Here is a 20151-nt window from a genome sequence, read left to right as displayed (position 1 = left end):
GACAGGGGATCGAGATGTTGCCTATTGCGATACGCATCTCGCATTTCGCAACACAGCATCGCGGAGAGGGGAGCGGCGGTCAAGGAATCCGGCACAACAGCGGTGACCCGGAATTCCCCCGGGACTCGCCGCGCCCGGCACCGCGGCCTCCAGGTCGCCGGCGCCGCCCGACATGATGGTGCACGCATGCCGGGTTTGGCGTCCCGGACGCCGGTGACCTGCGCCGACAACACCGCGCGCGCCTTGCGGATTCACGTCATCCGGCCGTCTACTGTCCTTCACGTCCTCGTTGCTCGTACAACGGGACCTCTGACGCATCCTGTCTCTCCCCCCTTCCCCCCGGGCCACCGGTGGCCGGGAGGGCCCCCACACCAGAAAGACCGAAGGTCCGTGCCCGTTGCCGTCGTTCTCAGCGGTCGCCTGACGCGGCTGGAGCCCCTCGCGACGCACCATGTCGAGGGTCTGGCTCAAGCCGCGGCCGAGGACCGCAGCTCCTATGCGTTCACCCCCGTCCCGTACGGCACCGACGGGGCCGCCCACTATGTCGACCGCGCGCTCGCCGAACAGGCGGCGGGACGGGCGCTTCCCTTCGCCGTGGTCCGCGCCGGCGACGGACGTGTCGTCGGATCGACCCGCTTCCTCGAACTCGACTACTGGCAGGGCCCCCTGGTGTGGCCCGCCGTGCCCGGCCATCCGCACGGCGACCCGGCCACCGCCGTCCCGGACGCCGCCGAGATCGGCAACACCTGGCTGTCCGCGCGGGCCCAGGGCACCGGTGTCAACGCCGAGGCCAAACTGCTCATGCTGCGCCACGCCTTCGAGACGTGGCGGCTGCGCCGGGTGTGCTTCCGCGCCGACGCCCGCAACCTGCGCTCGCGCGCCGCGATCGAGCGCATCGGCGCCACCTGCGAGGGCGTCCGCCGGGCCCACTCGCGCGGGCTGGACGGAGTGGTGCGCGACACCGCGTTCTACTCGATCCTGGACGAGGAGTGGCCCGCCGTCCGCGCCCTCATCGAGCTGCGGCTGACGGCGGCGCGCACCCGGCCCGCCCTCGCCGCCGCACACGGCACCGGGCCCCGGCCGGGCGGCCTCGACGACCGGCTCGTGCCCGCCTGAGCGCCTCCCCGGTGGCACCTCGCGGCACCCGACGGCATGTGGTGGCGCGGCGGCGTAGGTGAGATCATGGCGTGTGCCCCTGCAGGAGTTGCGGCGGACGCGATCCGGGCGGGCGTTGGTCCTCATCCCGATCGGGCTGGTCGTCGCGGTGTACCTGGTGGACGTCCTGGCACCCGAGGACGTCCACCTGGGTCCGCTGCTGGTGGCGGCGCCCGCGCTCACCGCCGCGTTCGCCGGCCCCCGGCTCACCGCGCTGATCGGCCTGCTGGCCGTCGCCGCGCAGGTCCTGATCGGAGTGTCGCGGGGTGTCCTCGGCACCGAGAACCTCGCCGCGCAGGTGGGGGCCCTGGTCCTGGTGTCCGGCCTCATCGTGGTGTTCTGCCTGGTCCGGGAGAGACGTGAGCGGCAGCTCACCCAGAGCCGCACGGTCGCCCAGGCCGTCCAGGAGGTGCTCTTCCCCGCGCTGCCCCGGCGCAGCGGCCCCCTGGACCTGGCCTGTCTCTATCTCGCCGCGCAGGACGAGGCGACCATGGGCGGGGACCTGTACGCCGCCGTCCGCACCCTGGACGGCACCCGGCTGCTGGTGGCGGACGTGCGGGGCAAGGGCCTGCCGGCGATCACCCATGCCGCGCTGCTGCTCGGCGCCTTCCGCGCGGCGGCGCACCGCCGGCCCACCCTGCCCCGGCTCGCCACACATCTCGACGGCAGCATGCGCTGGGAATCCCACCAGTGGAATCCGCCGGGAACCCCCGACACCGAGGAGGCGTTCGCCACCGCCCTGGTGCTGGACCTCCCCGACGGGGAGCCCGTCGTGCACCTGGTGGCGTGCGGGCACCCCGCTCCCCTGCTGCTGAGGGGCGGGCACGCCGAGCCGCTGCCCGTCCAGCGGATCGCGCCCCCGCTCGGTCTCGGCGGGCTGTCCGGCGACAACGTCTACACCGTGGAGTCGTTCCCGTTCCGCCCCGGTGACGTGCTGCTGCTGTACACCGACGGCATCCTGGAGGCCCGCGACGAGCGGGGCGTCTTCTTCCCGCTGTCCGACCGCGTCGAGGTCTGGGCCGCCGAACGTCCCGACGACCTGCTGCGCCGCCTGCGCGACGAGCTCATGGCCCACGCCCACGGCCGCCTCGGCGACGACGCCGCGGCCGTGACGATCACCCGCCGGGAGGGGTGAGAAGGCACCCGGCCCGTCTCCGGGACGGCGGAGTCCGTCACTGGGATGCCGGGGCCCATCACGGGGAGGCCGGGGCCCGCCACGGGGGCGCCGGAGCCCGCCACGGGGACGCGGAAGCCCGTCATTGCCCGTCCTTGGGAGGCTGGCCCCGGCCCGGCCGGCGGAATCGATCATTTCGTTTTCTGGACCGGCACCGCGGCAGGTCTTCGTTTACGGCGTTCCAGGAGGCGCACAGCGCGGGCAGGAGCACGGTGACCAGCAGACAGTCGCCTCAGGAAGCAGCACCGCCATGTCCCAGCACGAGGACCAGAACCGCACGATCCTCGCCCTCCAGGAGGAGATCGAGCAGCTGAAGCAGGCGGTCGTCTCCCACGCGGTCGTCGATCAGGCCATCGGGGTCCTGATCGCCCGGGGCAGACTGCCGCCGGAGTCGGCCTGGAGCGTCCTGAAGGAGGTCTCCCAGCACACGAACACCAAACTGCGGGAGGTGGCGGCACACCTCGTGCAGTGGCCGCACTGCGGATGGCTGCCGCCGGAGACCGGCCGGGCCCTGCGCACCGCGCTGGAGCGGCGGACGCACCCCTCCGGGCCCGGGGACGGCCAGTGAGGGCCGCCGGGCCGGCGCGTCTGAAGGCTCAGCCGCGCAGGGTGCTGGACGGGCTGGTGCCGAAGGCCTCGCGGTAGAGGGCGGCGAACCGGCCGGGGTGGGCGAACCCCCAGCGTGCGGCGATGTCCCCGACGGTCGTGGCACCGGGGTCGGCGGCCCGCAGCTCCTGGTGGACATGGGCCAGACGCACGCGGCGCAGGTAGCCGAGCGGGGTGGTGTCCAGGTGCCGGCGGAAGGCGTACTGCAGGGCCCGGACGGTGACATGGGCGGCGGCGGCTATGTCGGCGACGGTGAGGGGCTGGTGGGCGTGGTCCTCTATATGGGCGACGGCCCGCCGCAGGGTGGTGGAGTGGGCGTCGGTCCGGTCCTGCGCGGTGGGATCGGTGTGCGCGGTGTTCGGGAAGGCGGCGAGGACGCTCGCCGCGAGCAGCTGGCCGCTGGTGGAGGCGATCAGCGGCTGCGCGGCGACGGCCGGGTCGGCGAGGACGTGGTCGCGCAGATAGACGATCGTGCTCTTGAGCTGGCGGGCCGCGGCCGGGGAGTGCGGCCGGTGACCGGTCAGCCGGACGGGCTCCGTGAGCGGGGCGGGGCCGGTCGCGGCGACCTGGTCCAGCAGGGCGCTCTCCAGCATCGTGATGTTGTAGCGGGCGGTGCAGATCCGTCCGGCGTAGGGCAGGTCCGGGGGTGCGAAGAGCACCATGTCGCCGGGGCCGAAGTCGTCCCGTACGCCCTGGAAGACGTGGTCGCGGATGGTGCCCTCGTGCACCATGCACAGGCAGATCTTCCCGAGCGGGGTCACCGCGTAGCTCATCTCGAAGCCGAGGTCGAGCTCGTCGACGCTGACCGAGGGCATGGTGTCGCGGCGGATGTGCGCCGTGCTGTCCTTCGGTGTGCTGCTGCCGATCGTCATGCGGGCATAGGCCCGGCACAGGAAGTCCTCCGTCTCGGCCAGGTCCTGACTGTCGAACACCAGCGAGTCCACCGCGTCACCGCCCCGGCTAGATGAGAAGTTCCTGGTCACCCCGGCTGCGGGACGCGCGTCGGCAGCCAGTGCATGCCCTGTGACGCTACCCCGTCGGCGGGCGACGATGCGGCCTGGGAAGTGCGGAGTGGTTCGTTTTCCGGACAGCCCGGCACCCGGCGGTTCGCTCCCCGGGTCTTGCGTCCGGCCCGCGCAGGGAACATCTACGCGGCAGCGTTGCTGCTCCGGGACCGCGTCGCGCCACGGGCAACCGGGGTGGGAGACGACAGAAGGAGCCACCGTGAACACCGAGGTGCGCATCCAGGTGACGGAAGAGCCCGGCCCGGCGAGCCGGTCCAGCAGCGCCGGCGGGGAGATGAGGACCAGGCGCACCACCAGCGCGCTCTCGCGCAGCGTGAGCGGCGTACGCCGGCGCCGAAGAGGCGCGCACGACGGATCTCGCCGCCTGATCACTCGGTCACGCCACCTCGATGACTGCGGACGGGGCACGGCTGCCTCGACGGCTGCGGAGACCGGGGCACGGCCGGCACGCAAGAGGCGCTGCGGGCGCTGCGCGCCCATGCCGAGCGCATCGAGCAGGCCCCGTCCGTGATCAGGGGCGGCGCCGTACGGCAGGGCTTCGTCACCGACGCCTCCGTCTGGCTGGACGCCACACAGCTGTGGGGCCAGCCCCTGGTGGACATGCTCGACGCGCCGCCCGTGGGCGCCATGATGCGGTACGCCGCCCCCGCCGCCGTACGCCTGAGCGGGCGGCCCAAGCCACCGCTCCGCCCCGGCGGCGTGCCATACGGGGGAGGAATCGGGGTCGGCGCGCAGGGTGGTGGACGAGGTGGTTATGCATCACTCGTCCACGCCCCCGTCGGAGGTCGCAGTGAACCGCAGCAAGGCCCTGGCCTTCCTGGTCGCAGCCGTGTGCGTCGCGGTGCCAGGCACCGCCGGATGCGAGCGCCCGGCCGGGCGGGCGTCCGCGCACGCCGCGTCGCCGGCCGGCGGGCCGACGGCCCGGTCCGCTCCCCCGCGCACGGTCTTCCGGCCCCTGCCCGGCGTCGGACCGGCCATGCGGGCCCGTGTCCCGGCGGCCTCGCGGCAGGTGCTGGTGGTCAGCGGCGCGACCGCCGACACGAACGAGGCCAGTGTGGTGCTCTACGAGCAGACGCCCGGCCTGGGCTGGCACGCCGTCGCCGGTCCCTGGCCCGCCCGCAACGGACTGCGCGGCTGGACCGACGACCACGACCTGAACGACCTGCGCACCCCGATCGGCGTCTTCCGTCTCAGCAACGCCGGCGGGCTGCTGCCCGACCCGGGGGCCCGGCTGCCGTACGACCAGGACGAGGGCTTCACCGCCTCCGGCACCGGCCACCTCGGGGAACCGCTGGACGGCGCCTTCGACTATGTGATCGCCATCGACTACAACCGGCTCCCGGGCAGCAGCCCGCTGGACGAGACGCGGCCCCTGGGCGAGGACAAGGGCGGCGGGGTGTGGCTCCACGTGGACCACGGCGGCCCCACCAACGCGTGCGTGGCGATGGACAGGTCCTACATGCTCGCGCTGCTGCGCGTCCTGGACGCGGCCAAGCAGCCGGTGGTGGTGATGGGGCCGCGGGCCGCGTTGATGAGCTAGAGGGTGGTGGCGAAGTCCTGGGTCCACCAGGGGCCGCCGTCGCCGTCGTGGACGCCGACGCCCAGGTTGCGGAAGGAGCAGTTGAGGATGTTGGCCCGGTGGCCGGGGCTGTTCATCCAGGACGTCATCACCGCGTCGGGCGTCTGCTGCCCCTTGGCTATGTTCTCCCCGTACGTCGACCAGCGGTACCCGGCGGCCGTGATCCGCTGACCGGGGTCGGTCCCGTCGGGCGAGTCGTGCTCGAAGTAGTTCCGGGCGGCCATGTCGTCGGAGTGGGCCTGGGCGGCGTCGGTCAGCCGGCTGTCCTGGGTGACGGGGGCGCAGCCCGCCGCCCGGCGTTCCCTGTTGACCAGAGCGATCACCTGCGAGGCCGGGTCGGAGCCCGCGGGCCGGGCGGCCGCGCCGCGGGCCGGGGCGGGGTTCGACGGCGTCGGCCGCGCCGCGCGGCGCGTCGGCGCCGCCGTGCTGGGGCCGCGCGTGGGGCTCGCGCTCGGCGAATCCGACGCGGACGGGGCCGGGGCAGGGCCGGCGCTGAGGCCGGGGCTCGCGGAAGGGGGCGGTGAGGTGCGTGCGTCAGGGGCGGCCGTGGCCAGCTCCGGCAGGATCGCCGGTTCCACGCTGCGGGCGGCGACGGCCCCCTCGTCCCTGCCGCTGCCGCTGCCGCTGCCGGGCAGGACGGTCAGGTGGATCAGGCCGCCGCCGGCCAGACAGGCCGCGACGACCGCACCGCCGGCCGCCCGCCGACGCAGCCGCCGCCTGCGACGCGCCGCACCTCGGGACAGCGGCCGGGTCCCGCCGTGCCTGCCCGGTCGTACGGACACCGCGTCGGCAGCCCCGGTCAGGGCGAGAGTGCCGCCGGCGGAGCGGATCCGGTCCAGGAGCCAGGGGGCGGCCGGGACCAGCGCCAGGCCCGCCAGCAGGCCCTCGGCGGGCATCAGGCCGCTCCACAGACCCGAGCAGCGGGCACAGCCGCGGGCGTGCCGGGCGACGCGCTTGCGCCACAGCGCCGAGGGCCGGCCGTCCCAGCCGGTGAGGCCGGCGTGCAGCTGTGGACAGCGCGGCCGCGCGTCCAGTGCCCGCACCACCACCCGTGCCGCCTCCAGCTGGGCCTTCATCCGCTGCACCCGCACCGCCGCGTGCTGCGGCGTCAGCTCGAGCGCCGCGGCGACCTCGGCCCGGGTCAGTTCGCCGGCGTTCTCCAGCCACCACAGCGACAGCAGTCCCCGGTCGTCGGGCTCCAGCCAGCGGGTGGCGCGCGCGGTCTCCTGCCGCTGGCCGGACAGCTGGAGCTTCACGATCGTCAGGTCGACGAAGTCGGCGCCCGGGTCGGCGACGTCCCACGCCTCCTCCACCGGCCCCTGGGCGGGCTGCTGCTTGTGCCAGTGGGCCCGCACCTGGTTCATGGCGATGGCGACCAGCCAGGAGCGGAAGCTCGCGGGGTCGCGCAGAGCGTCCAGGGAGCCGAGCGCCCGGAGCATGGTGTCCTGCACGACGTCGTCCACGTCCACCGAACCGTTCAGCGCCCGGCCCACGATGTTGTAGACCAGCGGCAGGAACGCGCCGACCAGCGCGTCCTGGGCCGCCTGGTCGCCGTCCCGGGCGGCGGTCACCAGTGCCGCCGGATCCATCGTGTGCCCCGTGTTCATGCGCAGCTCCCCTGTCGTCGACGTCGAACGTCGTGGTCCGTCAGATGGGAGATCCCGGAGGGAACGCCGGATAACGGTTTTTCGCCCAGACGTGCGAGGAGAGGTCACCGCATCGGACGTCGGGCGCGCAAGGAAGCAGGTCACACAGGGCTGCGCCGCCCGGTGGAGGGCGGGCCCGTCCGGCGCGTCCGTTCGAGTGGAGGCCGCCGCCGCGGCGATGCGGGACGGCCGCGACCGGCGTTGAGCAGGTCCGTCACCTCCCTCAGCCCGCACAGGAAATGCCCCTCACTAGGAACACCCCTCACACGGAAGGAAACCCGTCCATGCGACGTACCGCACTGCTCGCCGTCTGCGCCCTGATCTCCGCCGCGGCCACCGGCTTCTTCACCACCGCCGCCATCCACAGCCGGTGATCACGAAGCCGGCGTCTCGGGTTGCGGGCACCCGTGTGTGCCCGTACTCCGGTGGGGGAACCTGATTCGTCTCCACAGGTGCCTCGGGTGGAAGGAGCCCTTGTGACAGCGCAGGTGTCAGCGGTGAACGACCGGGACCCGTACGCCGGGTACCGGCCGGATCCGCACCGCTGGCGGGCCCTGTGGGTCACTCTGGTGGCCGGATTCATGAGTCTGCTGGACGTGACGATCGTGGCGGTCGCGCTGCCCACGATCCAGCGCGACCTGCACGCCTCTCCGGCGCAGGTGCAATGGGTGGTGTCGGGGTACGCGCTCACCTTCGCCCTCGCCCTCGTGACCGCCGGCCGGCTCGGCGACGCCCTGGACCGGCGGCGGATCTTCCTGCTGGCCCTGAGCGGCTTCGTCCTGTTCAGCGCGGCCTGCGGGGCCGCCCCCGACATCACGCTGCTGGTGGCGGCCCGCCTCGCCCAGGGCCTGGCGGCCGGCTTCATGGCGCCGCAGAACTCCGCGCTGATCCAGCAGATGTTCCGCGGCGCGGAACGCGGCCGCGCCTTCGGCTTCTTCGGCGCGACCGTCGGTGTCTCCGCCGCCGCCGGCCCGATCACCGGCGGCGCGATCCTGGCCCTGGCGTCCGGCGCGCAGGGCTGGCGGTGGATCTTCTACGTCAACGTGCCCATCGGCATCCTCGCGGTGCTGCTCGGCCGCCGTCTGCTGCCGCGCACCCGCCGCTCGGGCCGGGGGCAGGTGGACTGGCCCGGCGTGGTGCTGCTCGGGCTCGGCGTACTGGCGCTGATGTATCCGCTGGTGCAGGCGGACTCCGGGGGCATCGGCCGGGTGTGGTGGCTGTTCCCGGCCGGAGCCGCGGTCCTCGCCGCCTTCACCTGGTGGCAGCACCGGCTCGTCGCGCGGGGCGCCCAGCCGCTGCTCGATCCCCGGCTGTTCACCACCGTGCGCGGGTATGCCGCCGGGGCCGCGGTGGGCACGCTGTACTTCGTCGGCTTCAGCGGTGTCTTCCTGGTCTTCGCCCTCTTCTACCAGCGCGGACTGGGCTTCACGCCACTGCACTCCGGGCTGGCCGTGACCCCGTTCGCCTTCGGCTCGGCGTGCGCGGCGGTGGGCTCGGGCCGGCTGGTGGACCGCTTCGGCCGGCTGCTGACCGTGTGCGGCCTCGCCGGCGTGACCGTCGGCCTGGGCGGCACCGCGCTGCTGCTGCTCTTCGCGCCCCTGGACGTCGCTCCCTGGCTGGCCGCCCCGCTGCTGCTCGTCGGCGGTGTCGGCAGCGGCCTGGTCGTCTCCCCGAACATCACCCTGACGCTGCGCGACGTGCCGGTGCGGATGGCCGGCGCGGCGGGCGGCGCCCTGCAGACGGGGCAGCGGCTCGGCGCGGCCGTGGGCACCGCCGCCCTGCCGGGTCTGTTCTATCTGGTGCTGGGCCGGAGCGACGACTACCGCCGTGCCGTCGTCACCGCGCTGGCCGCGGCCCTGGCGGGCATGCTGGCGTCGCTGGCGCTGGCCACGTTCGACTGGCGGCGCGACCGGAGCACGCGTGAGGCGCACGGGCAGTGCCCGGACGAGGTCGCCCACGACCCGGTGCACGCCCGGCACCCCTGACCGGACCACCCTCCTACGGACGGGGCCCCCGGCCGGCGTGCTGCCGGCCGGGGGCCTGTCGTCCAGCGCGGGCCGTGGGCCGCGTCAGCCGTCGGACTCCGCCGACGGGATGGCGGCGCCGGGCACGTCCTGCGGGGCGTAGATCTTGCTCTCGCCCGGGTAGGGCTTCTTCCACTCGTGCGTCTGGTACCACGTGAAGTGGTTCAGCTGCGCGGGGTTGGCGAAGTCCGGCACCGCGTGCGGCCCGGTGAGGCGCTGCTTGGCCTTCCAGGCGTCCCACTGGGCGGCGAGCTGCCGCTTGTCCGCCGGGACCTTCGCCGACGGCACGGCCGCCGCCTGCGGGTTCTGCGGTGCCGGGGTGTCCGTGCCGCAGGCCGGAGGGGTCTTCAGACCGTCGGTCAGCGACGCCCGGTTGGGCAGCGCCTTGAACGGCGTGAGGTTCGCGCGCGGGGTGAAGGCGCCGCGCATCGGGGTGGCCGCGCTGTCCTTCTGGTTCATCGGGTGGATCCCGAGGATCTGCTCGATGGTCCGGATCATGGTGATCTGCGTGTAGTAGTGGCTGTCGACGACACCGTGCCGGGCCCAGGGGCTGATGATCTGGATCGGGGCGCGGTGACCGTCGACGTGGTCGAGACCGGCCTGGGAGTCGTCCTCGACGACGAAGATCGCCGAGTCCTTCCAGTACTTGCTGTGGGAGATCTCGTCGACCACCCGGCCGACCGCGAGGTCGTTGTCGGCCACCTGCGCGCTCGCGCTCGCCGGGCCGCCGGTGTGGTCGTTGGAGAACCAGAACATGTTCAGGTTCGCCGGACCGTTCTTCTCGAAGTCCTGCTTCCAGATCTCGTACTTGTAGACGTCGGGGACGTCGAGGTCGAACATCGGGAAGCCGGGCGCCGACACGGCGTTCAGCGAGGGGATCGTCGAGCCGGTCTGGATGGGGTACGCGGTCGGCTTGCCGGTCGCGGCCATGTCCTTGGCGTCGCAGTACAGGTTCTGCCAGGTCGCGCCGGCCGGCTTGCTCTCGACCGACTGGAACTCGCCGAAGTCCCGCACGGACTTCCCGGCCGCCTGCGCGCCCGTCCAGAGGAAGCCGGACTTCTGGTGGCCGAGGGCGTCGTTCTCGGTGTCGTAGCTGCGCTGGTACTCACCGGCCGAGGACTCGGTGTACTCCGGGTCGTCGGCCTGCATCAGCCAGTTGTGACCCTCGGCGGAGTTCGTGCCGATGTCGTAGGTGTTGTCGTACAGGCCGAACTGCCGGGCCAGGGCGTGCTGGTTCGGCGTCACGTTCTCGCCGAACTGCGTCACCGACGGGTCGCCGTTGCCCTGCGGCATGTCGCCGAAGAGCTGGTCGTAGGTCCGGTTCTCCTTGACGATGAGGAAGACGTGCTTGATCGTCGAGGGGTCGCCGAGGCGGTTGGGCACCGCGACCGGCCGGGCCTTGCCGCGGGCCTGGCTGAACGCGACCCGGCCGCCGTTCCAGCCGTTCTGCTGGAAGACCTTGGCCGTCTGCGCGCGGGTGACGCTGTCGTCGGGCAGCGTGAACCGCTGCACGCTCGACGTCGTGTCGTGGGTGGCGTGGCCGCCCTTGGTGGTGGGGCGGCGGGCGTCGATGCCGCGGGTGTTGGAGACGTACACCTGGTTGCCGGCGGTGGCGATCTCGGAGGGGAAGTAGTCCGTCGGAAGCAGACCGACGTAACTGACCGGCTCCTGCGGGCTGGTGTAGCGGTAGACGGCGACCGCGTTGGCGCGGCCGAGCGCCACCAGCAGGTGACCGTCGTCGGTGAGGGTGACGGCGTCCGGCTCGTAGCCCACGGACGCCTCGGGCCACGGCTGGGTGGCGATCGTCTGGACGACCTTGTCACGGGCGGTGTCGATGACCGACACGTCGTTGGTGGCCGTGTTGGTGACGAACAGCGCGCCCTTCTTGGCGTACAGGGCGGTCGGGTGCAGGCCGACGTCGATGCTGCCGGGCGCGGCGGCGGGGTGGGCCAGGTCGATGACGCTGACCGTGCCGGTGGTGGTGGCCCCCGTCCTGGGGTTGGCGGGCACCTGGGTGCCGTAGGAGTTCATGGTGGTCTCGCCGGGCTTCGCCGGGCGTCCGCCCTCGTTGCTGACGTAGAGCTTGCCGCCGGCCAGGACCATGTCGCGCGGCGCGTTGCCCACGGCCCAGCTCTGCCGGACGGCACCGGTCGCCGCGTCCAGGGCGACCACCCGGTTCTGGCCGTTGACCGCGGCGTACACCGTGGAGCCGTCGGGCGAGAAGACCGGCTCGCCGACGAGCGCGTGCTGGGCGCCGTCCGCCGGGATGGTGATGGACGTCGGCGCTGTGACGGTGCCGTCCGGGTTCACCGTGAAGCGGGTGTAGCCGTCGGTCTGGCCCAGCCACAGCTGCTTGCCGTCGGGCGAGTAGGTGGGGCCTTCCTGGCCCACGCTGTTGCTCTTCAGGCGGGGGTTCGAGGCGGCGGCGGTGCCAACGACCTGCTGCACCTTGTAGGTCTTCAGGTCGACGAGGGCCAGCGCGCTGCCGCCGTCGGTGACGGCCGCGGCGAGGTGGGTGCCGTCCGGGCTGAGGGACGACGACATGATCTTGCCGTCGTTGATGACGAGGCGGTCGCCGTAGGGGGCGATGTACTGGTCGCTGGAGATGACCTGGCCCTGATCGGTGTTCTGGCCGACCTGGTCGGTGCCGAACTGGTGGGTCTGGGCGTAGGCGACGCCCGCGGCCACGACGGCGAGAGCGGTGGTGCCTGCCGTGACCAGGGGTATCCGGCGGCCGAGGCGTCTGACGAGAAGGCCGGGGGCGTCCTTCTCGACACGCCGGCGACGGCGTGTTACCTGCATGGAGTCATCCCTTCGAGGTGGCGGGGAGAAGCTCGACGTTGCCGTCGAACTGCCAGAGGGGGTTCGGCGCGTCACCGGTCTCGGTGCTCACCAGGAAGTAGCCGTTGACTTCCTTCGGTCCGTCGCCGTCGGCCATGAAGCGGCCGTCCGCGGTGACGTCCAGCTGATAGACCGCCGTGCCCGCGGCCTGGATGCCGGGCAGGTGCCAGGTGACGACGCAGCGCCAGTCGTTGCCGGGCCCTTCGGCGGCCACCTTGAGGCTGCCCTTGGTGCAGGCCGCCGTGGCCTTCAACGCGGCCTCGGTGACGTCGGGCCGGTTGAGCTGCTCGGTCTGCATCCGGTACAGATGGGCGAACTCGGTGGCCAGGGAGCGCTGCAGCTTGTCCTGGTCGATCCCGGAGCCGGCGGCGCCGGTGGCCGCGGCGACGACGGCCGCGCCCGCGGCGACCAGCGCGACGAGCGGCAGGACGCCGGCGGTGACGGCGCGGCGGGCCGATCCGTCGTAGGCCGGGTTGGTGAAGTCCCGCCGCACGAACAGGACATACGCCAGCGCGGTCGCGGTCGCCGCCCACACCAGGCTGACGGCGACGCCGATGAGCAGCGGCGCCGGCTGGGTGGGGCTCGTGAACAGGCCGCTGAAGGAGATGAACGCGTAGCCGGGCAGGGCGAGGCGTACCGCCACGGGCAGCGGGAGCATCTGGGCGAGCTGCATCGCGAGGGCGACCAGCGCGGGCAGCAGCAGTCCCATCGGGGACCGGCCGAGCAGGACGGAACCGAGCAGGCCGATCGCCGCGAGGGCCAGGGTCGGGGCGAGGGCGCAGGCCCAGGCGAGCAGGACCTTGACGGCGGCGTCGCCCGGGGTCAGCAGATGGCCGTCGAGGCCGACCAGCGGCTGGTTGCCGACCGCCAGCAGTCCGCCGACGACGCTGGAGGCGACCAGTCCGGCCACCGTCAGCAGGATGACGGTGAGCCCGGCCAGTGCCTTGGCGGCGAAGATCCGCCGGGGCGAGCGCACTGCCACCAGCAGATGGCGCCAGGTGCCGAGCCGGTCCTCGACGGCGAACACGTCACCGGCGACGACCGAGGTCAGCAGCGGAAGCGCCCAGGTGCCGGCGAAGCCGAGCAGCACCAGGGGCCCGGCCCAGCCGGTGGCGTGCATCCAGCGGCCGAAGAGGGTGTCGACGGGGAGGGTGCTCTGCCCGCTCACCGCGGCGACGAACAGCCCCGGCGCCAGCCAGCAGGCGAGGACGAGCAGCCGGATCCGCCACTGCGAGAGGAGTTTGACCAGTTCGAAGCGGTAGCCGCGCGGCACGGACACACGGGGGGTGATGGCAACGCTGTCACGGGCGACGGTCGCGGTCATCGGCCGGCCTCCTGCTGCTGCTCGGTCAGGGCGAGGAAGGCGGCTTCCAACGGTGAGACGACGGGCGCGAGTTCGCGCACCGCGACACCGGCGTGCACGAGCGCCGACACCAGCGCGTCCAAGGCGGCCACGGCGGCGCGCACGACGATCGCCTCGCCGTCGGGCCGTATCACGGGGTCGTCGGCGATGTGCACCCCGTCGGTGCCGGCGGCCAGCCGGCGAGCGGTGCGCGGGTCGGAGGTGAGCAGCCGGTAGTCGAGGGCGCGGTTGTCGGCGGCGAGTTTGCCGAGCGGGCCGGAGAAGACGACGCGGCCGGTGGCGAGGATGGTGACCTCGGAGCACAGGGCTTCCAGGTCGTCCATGCGGTGGCTGGAGAGGACGACGGCGGTCCCCTCGGCCGCGAGAGCGGTGAGCACGCCGTGCACCTGACGGGCGCCCGCCGGATCGAGGCCGTTGGCGGGTTCGTCGAGCACGAGGAGGCGGGGCCGGGTGAGCAGGGCGGCGGCGAGGCCGAGCCGTTGCCGCATGCCGAGGGAGAAGCCGCGGACCCGGTCGTCGGCGACGTCGGTCAGCCCGACCCGGTCCAGTACGTCGGCGATGCCGGCCGTGCGGGCGTCGCGGCCGCGCAGGGCGGCCAGCGCGGCGAGGTTCTGCCGGGCGGTGAGCGACGGGTAGAGCCCGGGTCCGTCGACGAAGCCGGCGACGCCGTCGGGTGCGGCGAGCGCCCGGCCGACGGGTGTGCCGAGGACGGTCAGGCTGCCGCTGTCGGCGGCGGCCAGGCCCAGCAGCAGGCCGAGCAGGGTCGTCTTGCCGGCGCCGTTCGGTCCCACCAGGCCGTGGATCTGACCTCGTGTCACATCGAGGTCGACGCCGTCGAGGGCGACGACTTCGCCGAAGCATTTGGTGATCCCGCGAGCCCGGACCACGAGGTGTGTGCCCATGAGTCCCTTCTTCCGCAACGCTCAGGGACGTTAGGGAGGGCACACAGCTCGGGCGACGACAGCCGGTTGAACCCCGGTCGAACAGATCGTCAAGGCCTCGCAAGGACTCGGGCGCGAAGAGGCCGATATCCGGCCTTAATTGGCCAATAGGTCACGATGTCGGCACGCCTGCAAGGCGCCCGAGTTGCTGGGCAGCTCGCCCCGCCCCGTTCAGCGTGCCTTGCCGCGGGCCGTCTCGAACGCGGCGACGGGGTCGCCGTCGACGCGCCAGGGCCAGCTGGTCACCCTCCCTCCGATGGCGTCGAACACCGGCGCGCTCCGGCGCGGTCCGCCGGCCGCCGTCAGGGCGTAGGCGAGCAGGTTGAGGTCGGCGACGGCCGCCGCGTGGGAGAAGAACGCCGGGCTGGGCCAGGTCACCAGCGCGCGGTCCAGGAACTGCGCCGCCCGCTCGCTGTTCCAGTGGTTGCGCGCCAGCAGTGCCTCCGTTCCGCCGCGCGCCAGAGCGGAGTGGTACTGCATGAGGTGCGCCGCGAGTTCGACGGACGCGCACGGGGCGTTCGCCGGCATCCGGGTGCGCAGCGAACCGACGAATTCGAGGACCTGGCCGAGGGAGCCGGCCTCCTGCGGGCTGAGATAGCCCAGCATGCTCAGATACGCCTCGCGGTTCCAGCGGTCCCGGGCCACGATCTCGTTCCAGACGGCGAAGACCTCGCGCTCGGCATAGCGCTCCAGACGGGCGATGCCGAGCATCACCACCCAGGGCGAGGGATCCTCCGGTTCGAGTTCGGCGGCCAGCAGGCACGCCTTCCAGCTCGCCGCGGCATCGGTCATGCGGCCGGCGCCGCGGCCCTGTACGAGTTCCCTCCAGGCTTTGAGCAGCAGTGCGCGGGCGTTGCGCGGCTCCCGTTTCGCCCAGGCGCCGGGGAGATGGGACTCCGAGAGGAACTCGGCGAGGACGGACAGACGGTGCGCCCTGCGGTCGGTGTTCTGGGAGTCCTGCTCCAGAACCTGGGCCAGCTGGGCCACGCAGATCTCCGTCCCCCCGGCCATGTTCAGCCTGGAAGCCGAGAGCAGACGCTTCAGCAGCTTGCCGAGGTCGGCGTCGTCGAGTTCCGGGGCGAGACGCGGGGTGCGGCCGCGAGGCGAGAAGAAGAGCATGATCGGATGCTAGAAGCGGTGCAACCTGGCACAAGGTGCGCACAGGGATCGTTACCGGATGCTTGTCTCAGGTGCCCAACACCGTCTCGGCCGCGGGGCGGCCGGTGTCCGCGGTGTCGTCCGTGCTCAGTTCGGGCGTGGGACGGCTGAACCCCCGGGTCAGCCACAGGAGATAGGCACATCCGGCGGCCAGCCAGCACCCGCCGATGGTGAGCGCGGCCGGGCTGAGCCGCGTGATGAGCCAGACGGTGACACAGGCGCCGAGGGCGGGCAGGACGGCGTAACCGAGCAAGGTGACGCCGCGGGTGCCGCGGTGGCGGGCCCAGTAGGTGATGACGCACACGTTGACCACGGTGAAGCCCAGGAACGCGCCGAAGTTGATGAACGACGTGGCGGTGGCGAGGGTGATGTGGAGGCCGAGCACACACATCGCTCCGGTGAGCAGGATGCAGTACACCGGCGTCATGGTCCGTGGGTTCAGCGCGCCGAAGACCCGCTTGGGCAGCACTCCGTCGCGGCCCATGATGTACATCAGGCGGCTGGAGCTGAGCTGCACGGCGAGACCGGAGGCGAATCCGCCGACGATGCCGGCCAGGTTGGTCCAGTCGGCGAAGGTCTGGCCGCCGACCTCGACGGACATCGTGTAGGCGACGATCTCCGGGTTGCCGAACACGCCGCCCGGGTGGACCAGTTGCATGAGGTAGGCCACCACGGCGAACAGCAGGCCGCCGATCGCGATGACGAGGACGACGGCACGCGGGATGGTGCGTTCGGCGTCCCGGGTCTCCTCCGACAGCGTGGTCACCGCGTCGAAGCCGAGGTAGGAGTAGGCGGCGACGGCAGCCGCCGCCGACAGGCCGCCGAGGCTGGTCGCGGGGTTCCACACGGGCGCCGTGTACGACGAGGGCGCGTGGTGGGCGAGGTGGACCAGGCAGTAGGCGACGAACAGCAGCACCAGCAGGACGGAGAGGGCGGTCAGCAGCTTGTTGACGCGGTCGGTCAGGGTGAGGCCGATGATGTTGACGAGCGTCGTGAGACCGGCGTTGATCAGCATCCACGCCCACACCGGGACTGCCGGGAACTGCGCGTTCAGGTACAGCGACTGGACGAGCCAGGCCACCATGGGCAGGAAGAGATAGTCGAGCAGGACGGCCCAGCCGACGAGGAAGCCGACCGGGGCGCCGATGAGCTTGCGGGCGTAGAAGTACGCGGAACCGGAGACGGGGTAGTGCCGGGCCATCTTGGCGTAGCTGAGAGCGGTGAGGAACATCGCGCCGGTGGCCACGAGGAACGCGGTCGGCGCGGTGCCGGCGCTGGCGCTCGAGATCACCCCGAAGATCACCATGACCAGGCTGGGCGCCATGTAGGCCAGGCCGAACGTGACGACCGACGCCAGCGACAGCCGGCCGGACAGCTTCACCTGTTCGCTCATCGGGCCTCGCTCCCCTCGGCGGGGCGCAGCGCGGCGGGGGTCTCGCGGGAGATCGCCGGGCGCCAGGTCGCGGGGTCGATGCGGCCCCCGTACAGCGGCAGCTCCAGAGGGCTGTCACCGGGCCGGAAGTGGTCCCAGGGCCAGGAGTCGCCGCTCGTGCCGTACTTGCGGGCGGCGGGAACGCGGTCGAAGTCGACGACGCTGAGCAGTGTGATGTCCTCCGCGCCGGTGGAGGAGACCTGGATGTGGCCCTCGGGGTCGATGAGGAGACTGCGGCCGTGGGCGGTGGGCGCGGCCCCGTTCACGCTCGCCACCCACACCTGGTTGACGATGGCGTTGGCCTGGTTGACGGGGATCTCCTGGGCGCGTCCCGCGGTCGGTGTCTGGACGACGTTGACGACCAGTTCGGCGCCCATCCAGGCCAGGTGCCGGGTCAGCTCGGGATACCAGCTGTCGTAACAGACGGACAGGCCGACCCGGCCGTGGCCGGGCATGTCGAAGACGACGAACTCGCGCCCGGGGCACACCGGTTCGTACGGCCGCCAGGTGAAGATCTTCCGGTAGTGCGCGACCAGGTCGCCGTCGGGGCCGTAGACGACGGCGGTGTTGTACACCCGGCCGTCCCGCGCCCGCTCCAGCACCGTGCCCGGGATCAGCCAGACGCCCAGCTCACGGGCCAGGTCGCCGAGGGCCTTGCCCCGGGGGCCGCCCAGCGGCTCCGCGTGCGCCGCGTACATCTCCTCCTCGGTCAGTGTCTCCGTGCCCTGTGAGTACAGATGGGCCTCGGGATAGACGACGAGGTCGGCGCGGTTGGGCGACGTCATGCGCCGCCGCAGACCCTCGGCGAACTGCTCGAAGGACTCGGCGGGGGCCTGGACGAGGGCCAGGCGCAGGTGTCGGCTCATCGGGTTCCTGACTGGGGAGCGGCGGGACGGTACCGCGGGGCGGCCGGTGCGGATCGGCCGGTGGCCGGGGTGCGGCGTCCGGTGGCCGATGCGCGTTCGGCGGGCAGCCGGGGCTCGGCGCCCGGTGGCCGTTGCGGTGCGACCAAGGAACCCGACTCCAACGCTGTTGTCAACGGTGTTGGCAGTTTCCGTGCGTACCCATTGGTAAGGTCGCTTCGCGGCAGGCCGGCGTTCCGGGCGCCCGGTGGCCCGGTCCGCCGTCGCAGCCATGAGCGAGGAGATCCATGCCGAAGAAGACGGCGAGCGCCGCACACCCGAAGCAGCCCGACGGCACGGGGCGCACGGGGCGGCGCGAACACAGGAGCGTGCGGCAGGAGGCCGTCGTGAACGCCGCCTTCGCGCTCGCCGAGCGCGAGGGCGTCGGCGGCCTGACGATGCGCCGGCTCAGTCAGGAGCTGGAGGTCGACGTCACCATCCTGTACCGGCTGTTCCGCGACAAGGACGAGCTGCTGCTCGCCCTGAGCGAGCGCACCATGGAGATGATCCTCGACGCGATCGGCGAGACGCCCGCCGGCGAGTCCTGGCAGGACACCCTGCGCCGGATCGCGGAGGCCACCTGGCAGGTCCAGACCCGGCTCCCGGCGATCACCACGCTGACGTTCGCCCGCACCACCGGCGGCCCGGCCGAGCGCCGGCTGGTGGAACTGCAGCTCGCCACCCTGGCACGGGCCGGGCTGCCGCCCGCCCGGACCGTGCTCTTCTACCGGACCTTCGTCGACACCTCGCTGGGCCTGTGCGCCCACTCGGCCGCGCTCAGCTCGCTCGACCCGGAGGTCCGGGAGAAGGACAGCACGACCTGGACCCGCGTCTACGCCCGGCTCCCCGAGGGCGACTACCCCGTCACCCGGGCCCACATCGACGAGTTGAGCGCCGTGGACCCGAAGGCGCTGTACGACACGGCCGTGGAGGCCGTCCTGGCGGCGGTGGAACGGGCCGCGGCGTAAGGGCCCTCCCCTGGCCGTGACGGCGCCGGGACGCGTGCGCTCACCTCGTCGTCTACACCGGCGCGCTGCCGCGCCCGTGCCGCCCGCCACCGAGCTCGGCGTCGCAGGTCTCCTGCGCCACGCGCGGGGACGGTCCTACAAGGGCGGGATGCCTCCGGCCTACTTCTCGGCGGCGCCCCGGGGCGTGACCACGTAGCAGGAGGCGTGGCCCCGGTCGTGGTTCCACTCGTCCTCGGTGGACCACATGAACCAGAAGCGGCCGGGCTCGTCCGACTCGGAGGTCCAGGTGCCAAAGGAGTGGCTGTAGGCGTTGCTGCAGGCCTCACCGGACTCCCGCCGAGCCGCCTCGGCGCCCGGGTAGGGTCGCGCGCCGAACTTCTCCTGGGCGAAGACCCGGCCGTCGTGCGGACCCGTGCACGGCACGACCACGACGGTGGCCATGTAGCGCTGGCCCGTGCTGAAGTCGATGCAGCCGCCGCGCTCGACCGCCTCGACGCCGCGCACCGCCTCCCCTGCCGGGCGCACGGGCCTGTCGGCCTTCATGCCGGGCTGCGAGGTGCCGTGTCCGGCGAGACGGAGATCGATCGTCAGGGAGGTCATGTCCTTGAAGGCGCTGCCCTTCTTCCCCAGCGTCGCCGAGAAGTCGGTCCGCACGTGCGTGACGCGTCCCTGGCCGTCGACGGAGACGGTCGCCGGGAGCGGGTCGCTGGTCCGGTAGGACATGACGCGATCGAACCCGGCGGACAGGTGGCGCCTGAGGTCGTCGGGGAACACGTCCCACACCGTGGAACCGGGCATCTCCGCCTGGTAGACCCGCCCGGGGCCGTCGGTGCGCTGCGACGTCGCCACCGTCGCTCCGAGCCCTTCGAGGAGCGTTCCGCCGATCGGCGCCTCCGCTCCGCGCAGGGCGTCGATGGTGTCGTCCGCGTACGGTTCGGCGTCACCGGTGCGGTACTCCAGCCAGTACGCCGCCGACCCGGCCCGGTAGCGAATGGTCCGCCGGTCGACGAGCAGGCTCCCGGAGGCGTCGGCGTTGCCCTTGCCCGGGGTCAGGCCGAGGACGGTGTCCCGTACGTCCTTCGAGAGCCCTTTGGACAGCTCCCACCTCGTCGTCGCCGCGCCCGCTCCCTTGGCGAAGTCCATCCGTCCGCTGATCGCTGCACCGCGCGGCCCTTCTTCGACGTGAAGGTGATCGTCTGGGTGAAGGCGGCGTTGCCCGCCTGCTGCGTCCGGCGCAGGGCCAGGAAGATCTGCCGGTCCAGTTTCTGGCCGAAGACGGGGTGCGCGGCGGGAGCGGCGGCCGGGGCGTTCTCCGTGCCGGAGCAGGCGGTCAGCGG

At 72.7% G+C, this 20151-nt stretch carries 15 protein-coding genes; 6 read left to right on the top strand and 9 right to left on the bottom strand.

What is annotated here, in order from left to right; translation table 11 throughout:
- The first annotated feature begins 390 nt into the window (after window positions 1–390).
- From AC0B9F_RS16435 to AC0B9F_RS16425, 3 genes are all read left to right on the top strand, one after another.
- Window positions 391–1116: a GNAT family N-acetyltransferase gene (locus AC0B9F_RS16435; RefSeq protein WP_472003115.1), complete on the top strand. Its 726-nt coding sequence runs from the start codon at window positions 391–393 to the stop codon at window positions 1114–1116.
- A 79-nt stretch (window positions 1117–1195) separates the two neighbouring features.
- Window positions 1196–2290, top strand: coding sequence for a PP2C family protein-serine/threonine phosphatase (locus AC0B9F_RS16430; protein WP_472003766.1), 1095 nt, complete (start codon window positions 1196–1198; stop codon window positions 2288–2290).
- 289 nt (window positions 2291–2579) lie between these two features.
- Complete coding sequence (locus tag AC0B9F_RS16425; protein ID WP_472003113.1) at window positions 2580–2897, top strand: ANTAR domain-containing protein; 318 nt, start codon at window positions 2580–2582, stop codon at window positions 2895–2897.
- 28 nt (window positions 2898–2925) lie between these two features.
- On the opposite strand, the gene AC0B9F_RS16420 is transcribed toward AC0B9F_RS16425, so the two are convergent.
- Window positions 2926–3918: a helix-turn-helix transcriptional regulator gene (locus tag AC0B9F_RS16420; protein ID WP_472003111.1), complete on the bottom strand. Its 993-nt coding sequence runs from the start codon at window positions 3916–3918 to the stop codon at window positions 2926–2928.
- 832 nt (window positions 3919–4750) lie between these two features.
- On the opposite strand from AC0B9F_RS16420, the gene AC0B9F_RS16415 reads away from it, so the two are divergent.
- Complete coding sequence (locus AC0B9F_RS16415; protein ID WP_472003109.1) at window positions 4751–5500, top strand: hypothetical protein; 750 nt, start codon at window positions 4751–4753, stop codon at window positions 5498–5500.
- Here AC0B9F_RS16415 and AC0B9F_RS16410 read toward each other — a convergent pair.
- Entirely contained in the window at window positions 5497–7146 is a 1650-nt protein-coding gene (locus tag AC0B9F_RS16410) for a sigma-70 family RNA polymerase sigma factor (protein WP_472003107.1), read from the bottom strand. The two genes, AC0B9F_RS16415 and AC0B9F_RS16410, sit on opposite strands and share 4 nt — an antisense overlap.
- A gap of 515 nt (window positions 7147–7661) precedes the next feature.
- Here AC0B9F_RS16410 and AC0B9F_RS16405 point away from each other — a divergent pair.
- Window positions 7662–9170, top strand: a complete 1509-nt coding sequence (locus tag AC0B9F_RS16405; RefSeq protein ID WP_472003106.1) for an MFS transporter — start codon at window positions 7662–7664, stop codon at window positions 9168–9170.
- A gap of 84 nt (window positions 9171–9254) precedes the next feature.
- Here AC0B9F_RS16405 and AC0B9F_RS16400 read toward each other — a convergent pair whose 3' ends face one another.
- The 6 genes from AC0B9F_RS16400 to AC0B9F_RS16375 form a co-directional block, all read right to left on the bottom strand.
- Window positions 9255–12011 (bottom strand): alkaline phosphatase family protein, encoded by a 2757-nt coding sequence (locus tag AC0B9F_RS16400; protein WP_472003104.1) that lies wholly within the window; start codon window positions 12009–12011, stop codon window positions 9255–9257.
- A gap of 4 nt (window positions 12012–12015) precedes the next feature.
- Window positions 12016–13374, bottom strand: a complete 1359-nt coding sequence (locus AC0B9F_RS16395) for an ABC transporter permease (protein ID WP_472003102.1) — start codon at window positions 13372–13374, stop codon at window positions 12016–12018.
- Window positions 13371–14315: an ABC transporter ATP-binding protein gene (locus AC0B9F_RS16390; RefSeq protein WP_472003100.1), complete on the bottom strand. Its 945-nt coding sequence runs from the start codon at window positions 14313–14315 to the stop codon at window positions 13371–13373. The genes AC0B9F_RS16395 and AC0B9F_RS16390 overlap by 4 nt, the downstream gene beginning before the upstream one ends.
- 210 nt (window positions 14316–14525) lie before the next feature.
- Window positions 14526–15473 (bottom strand): hypothetical protein, encoded by a 948-nt coding sequence (locus tag AC0B9F_RS16385; RefSeq protein ID WP_472003098.1) that lies wholly within the window; start codon window positions 15471–15473, stop codon window positions 14526–14528.
- A gap of 67 nt (window positions 15474–15540) precedes the next feature.
- Window positions 15541–16905, bottom strand: coding sequence for an APC family permease (locus AC0B9F_RS16380; RefSeq protein WP_472003096.1), 1365 nt, complete (start codon window positions 16903–16905; stop codon window positions 15541–15543).
- Complete coding sequence (locus AC0B9F_RS16375; RefSeq protein WP_472003094.1) at window positions 16902–17810, bottom strand: carbon-nitrogen hydrolase family protein; 909 nt, start codon at window positions 17808–17810, stop codon at window positions 16902–16904. Before AC0B9F_RS16375 ends, AC0B9F_RS16380 begins: the two co-directional genes overlap by 4 nt.
- Window positions 17811–18094: 284 nt before the next feature.
- On the opposite strand from AC0B9F_RS16375, the gene AC0B9F_RS16370 reads away from it, so the two are divergent.
- A complete protein-coding gene (locus AC0B9F_RS16370) occupies window positions 18095–18814 on the top strand; it encodes a TetR/AcrR family transcriptional regulator (protein WP_472003092.1) in 720 nt (239 codons plus the stop codon).
- 159 nt (window positions 18815–18973) lie between these two features.
- Here AC0B9F_RS16370 and AC0B9F_RS16365 read toward each other — a convergent pair whose 3' ends face one another.
- A complete protein-coding gene (locus AC0B9F_RS16365) occupies window positions 18974–19957 on the bottom strand; it encodes a hypothetical protein (RefSeq protein ID WP_472003090.1) in 984 nt (327 codons plus the stop codon).
- Window positions 19958–20151: the final 194 nt, after the last annotated feature.

The sequence above is a fragment of the Streptomyces sp. NPDC097129 genome (assembly GCF_055668065.1).
The sequence above is the reverse complement of the archived record's forward strand: the minus strand, read 5'-3'. Positions and strand labels throughout refer to the sequence as shown.

Excerpts from the sequence above, each read along its gene's own strand:
- AC0B9F_RS16425 (WP_472003113.1), top strand. The coding sequence starts at position 2,580 with ATGTCCCAGCACGAGGACCAGAACCGCACGATCCTCGCCCTCCAGGAG.
- AC0B9F_RS16410 (WP_472003107.1), bottom strand. The coding sequence starts at position 7,146 with ATGAACACGGGGCACACGATGGATCCGGCGGCACTGGTGACCGCCGCC.
- AC0B9F_RS16400 (WP_472003104.1), bottom strand. The coding sequence starts at position 12,011 with ATGCAGGTAACACGCCGTCGCCGGCGTGTCGAGAAGGACGCCCCCGGC.
- AC0B9F_RS16395 (WP_472003102.1), bottom strand. The coding sequence starts at position 13,374 with ATGACCGCGACCGTCGCCCGTGACAGCGTTGCCATCACCCCCCGTGTG.
- AC0B9F_RS16390 (WP_472003100.1), bottom strand. The coding sequence starts at position 14,315 with ATGGGCACACACCTCGTGGTCCGGGCTCGCGGGATCACCAAATGCTTC.
- AC0B9F_RS16385 (WP_472003098.1), bottom strand. The coding sequence starts at position 15,473 with ATGCTCTTCTTCTCGCCTCGCGGCCGCACCCCGCGTCTCGCCCCGGAA.
- AC0B9F_RS16380 (WP_472003096.1), bottom strand. The coding sequence starts at position 16,905 with ATGAGCGAACAGGTGAAGCTGTCCGGCCGGCTGTCGCTGGCGTCGGTC.
- AC0B9F_RS16375 (WP_472003094.1), bottom strand. The coding sequence starts at position 17,810 with ATGAGCCGACACCTGCGCCTGGCCCTCGTCCAGGCCCCCGCCGAGTCC.
- AC0B9F_RS16370 (WP_472003092.1), top strand. The coding sequence starts at position 18,095 with ATGCCGAAGAAGACGGCGAGCGCCGCACACCCGAAGCAGCCCGACGGC.
- AC0B9F_RS16365 (WP_472003090.1), bottom strand. The coding sequence starts at position 19,957 with ATGGACTTCGCCAAGGGAGCGGGCGCGGCGACGACGAGGTGGGAGCTG.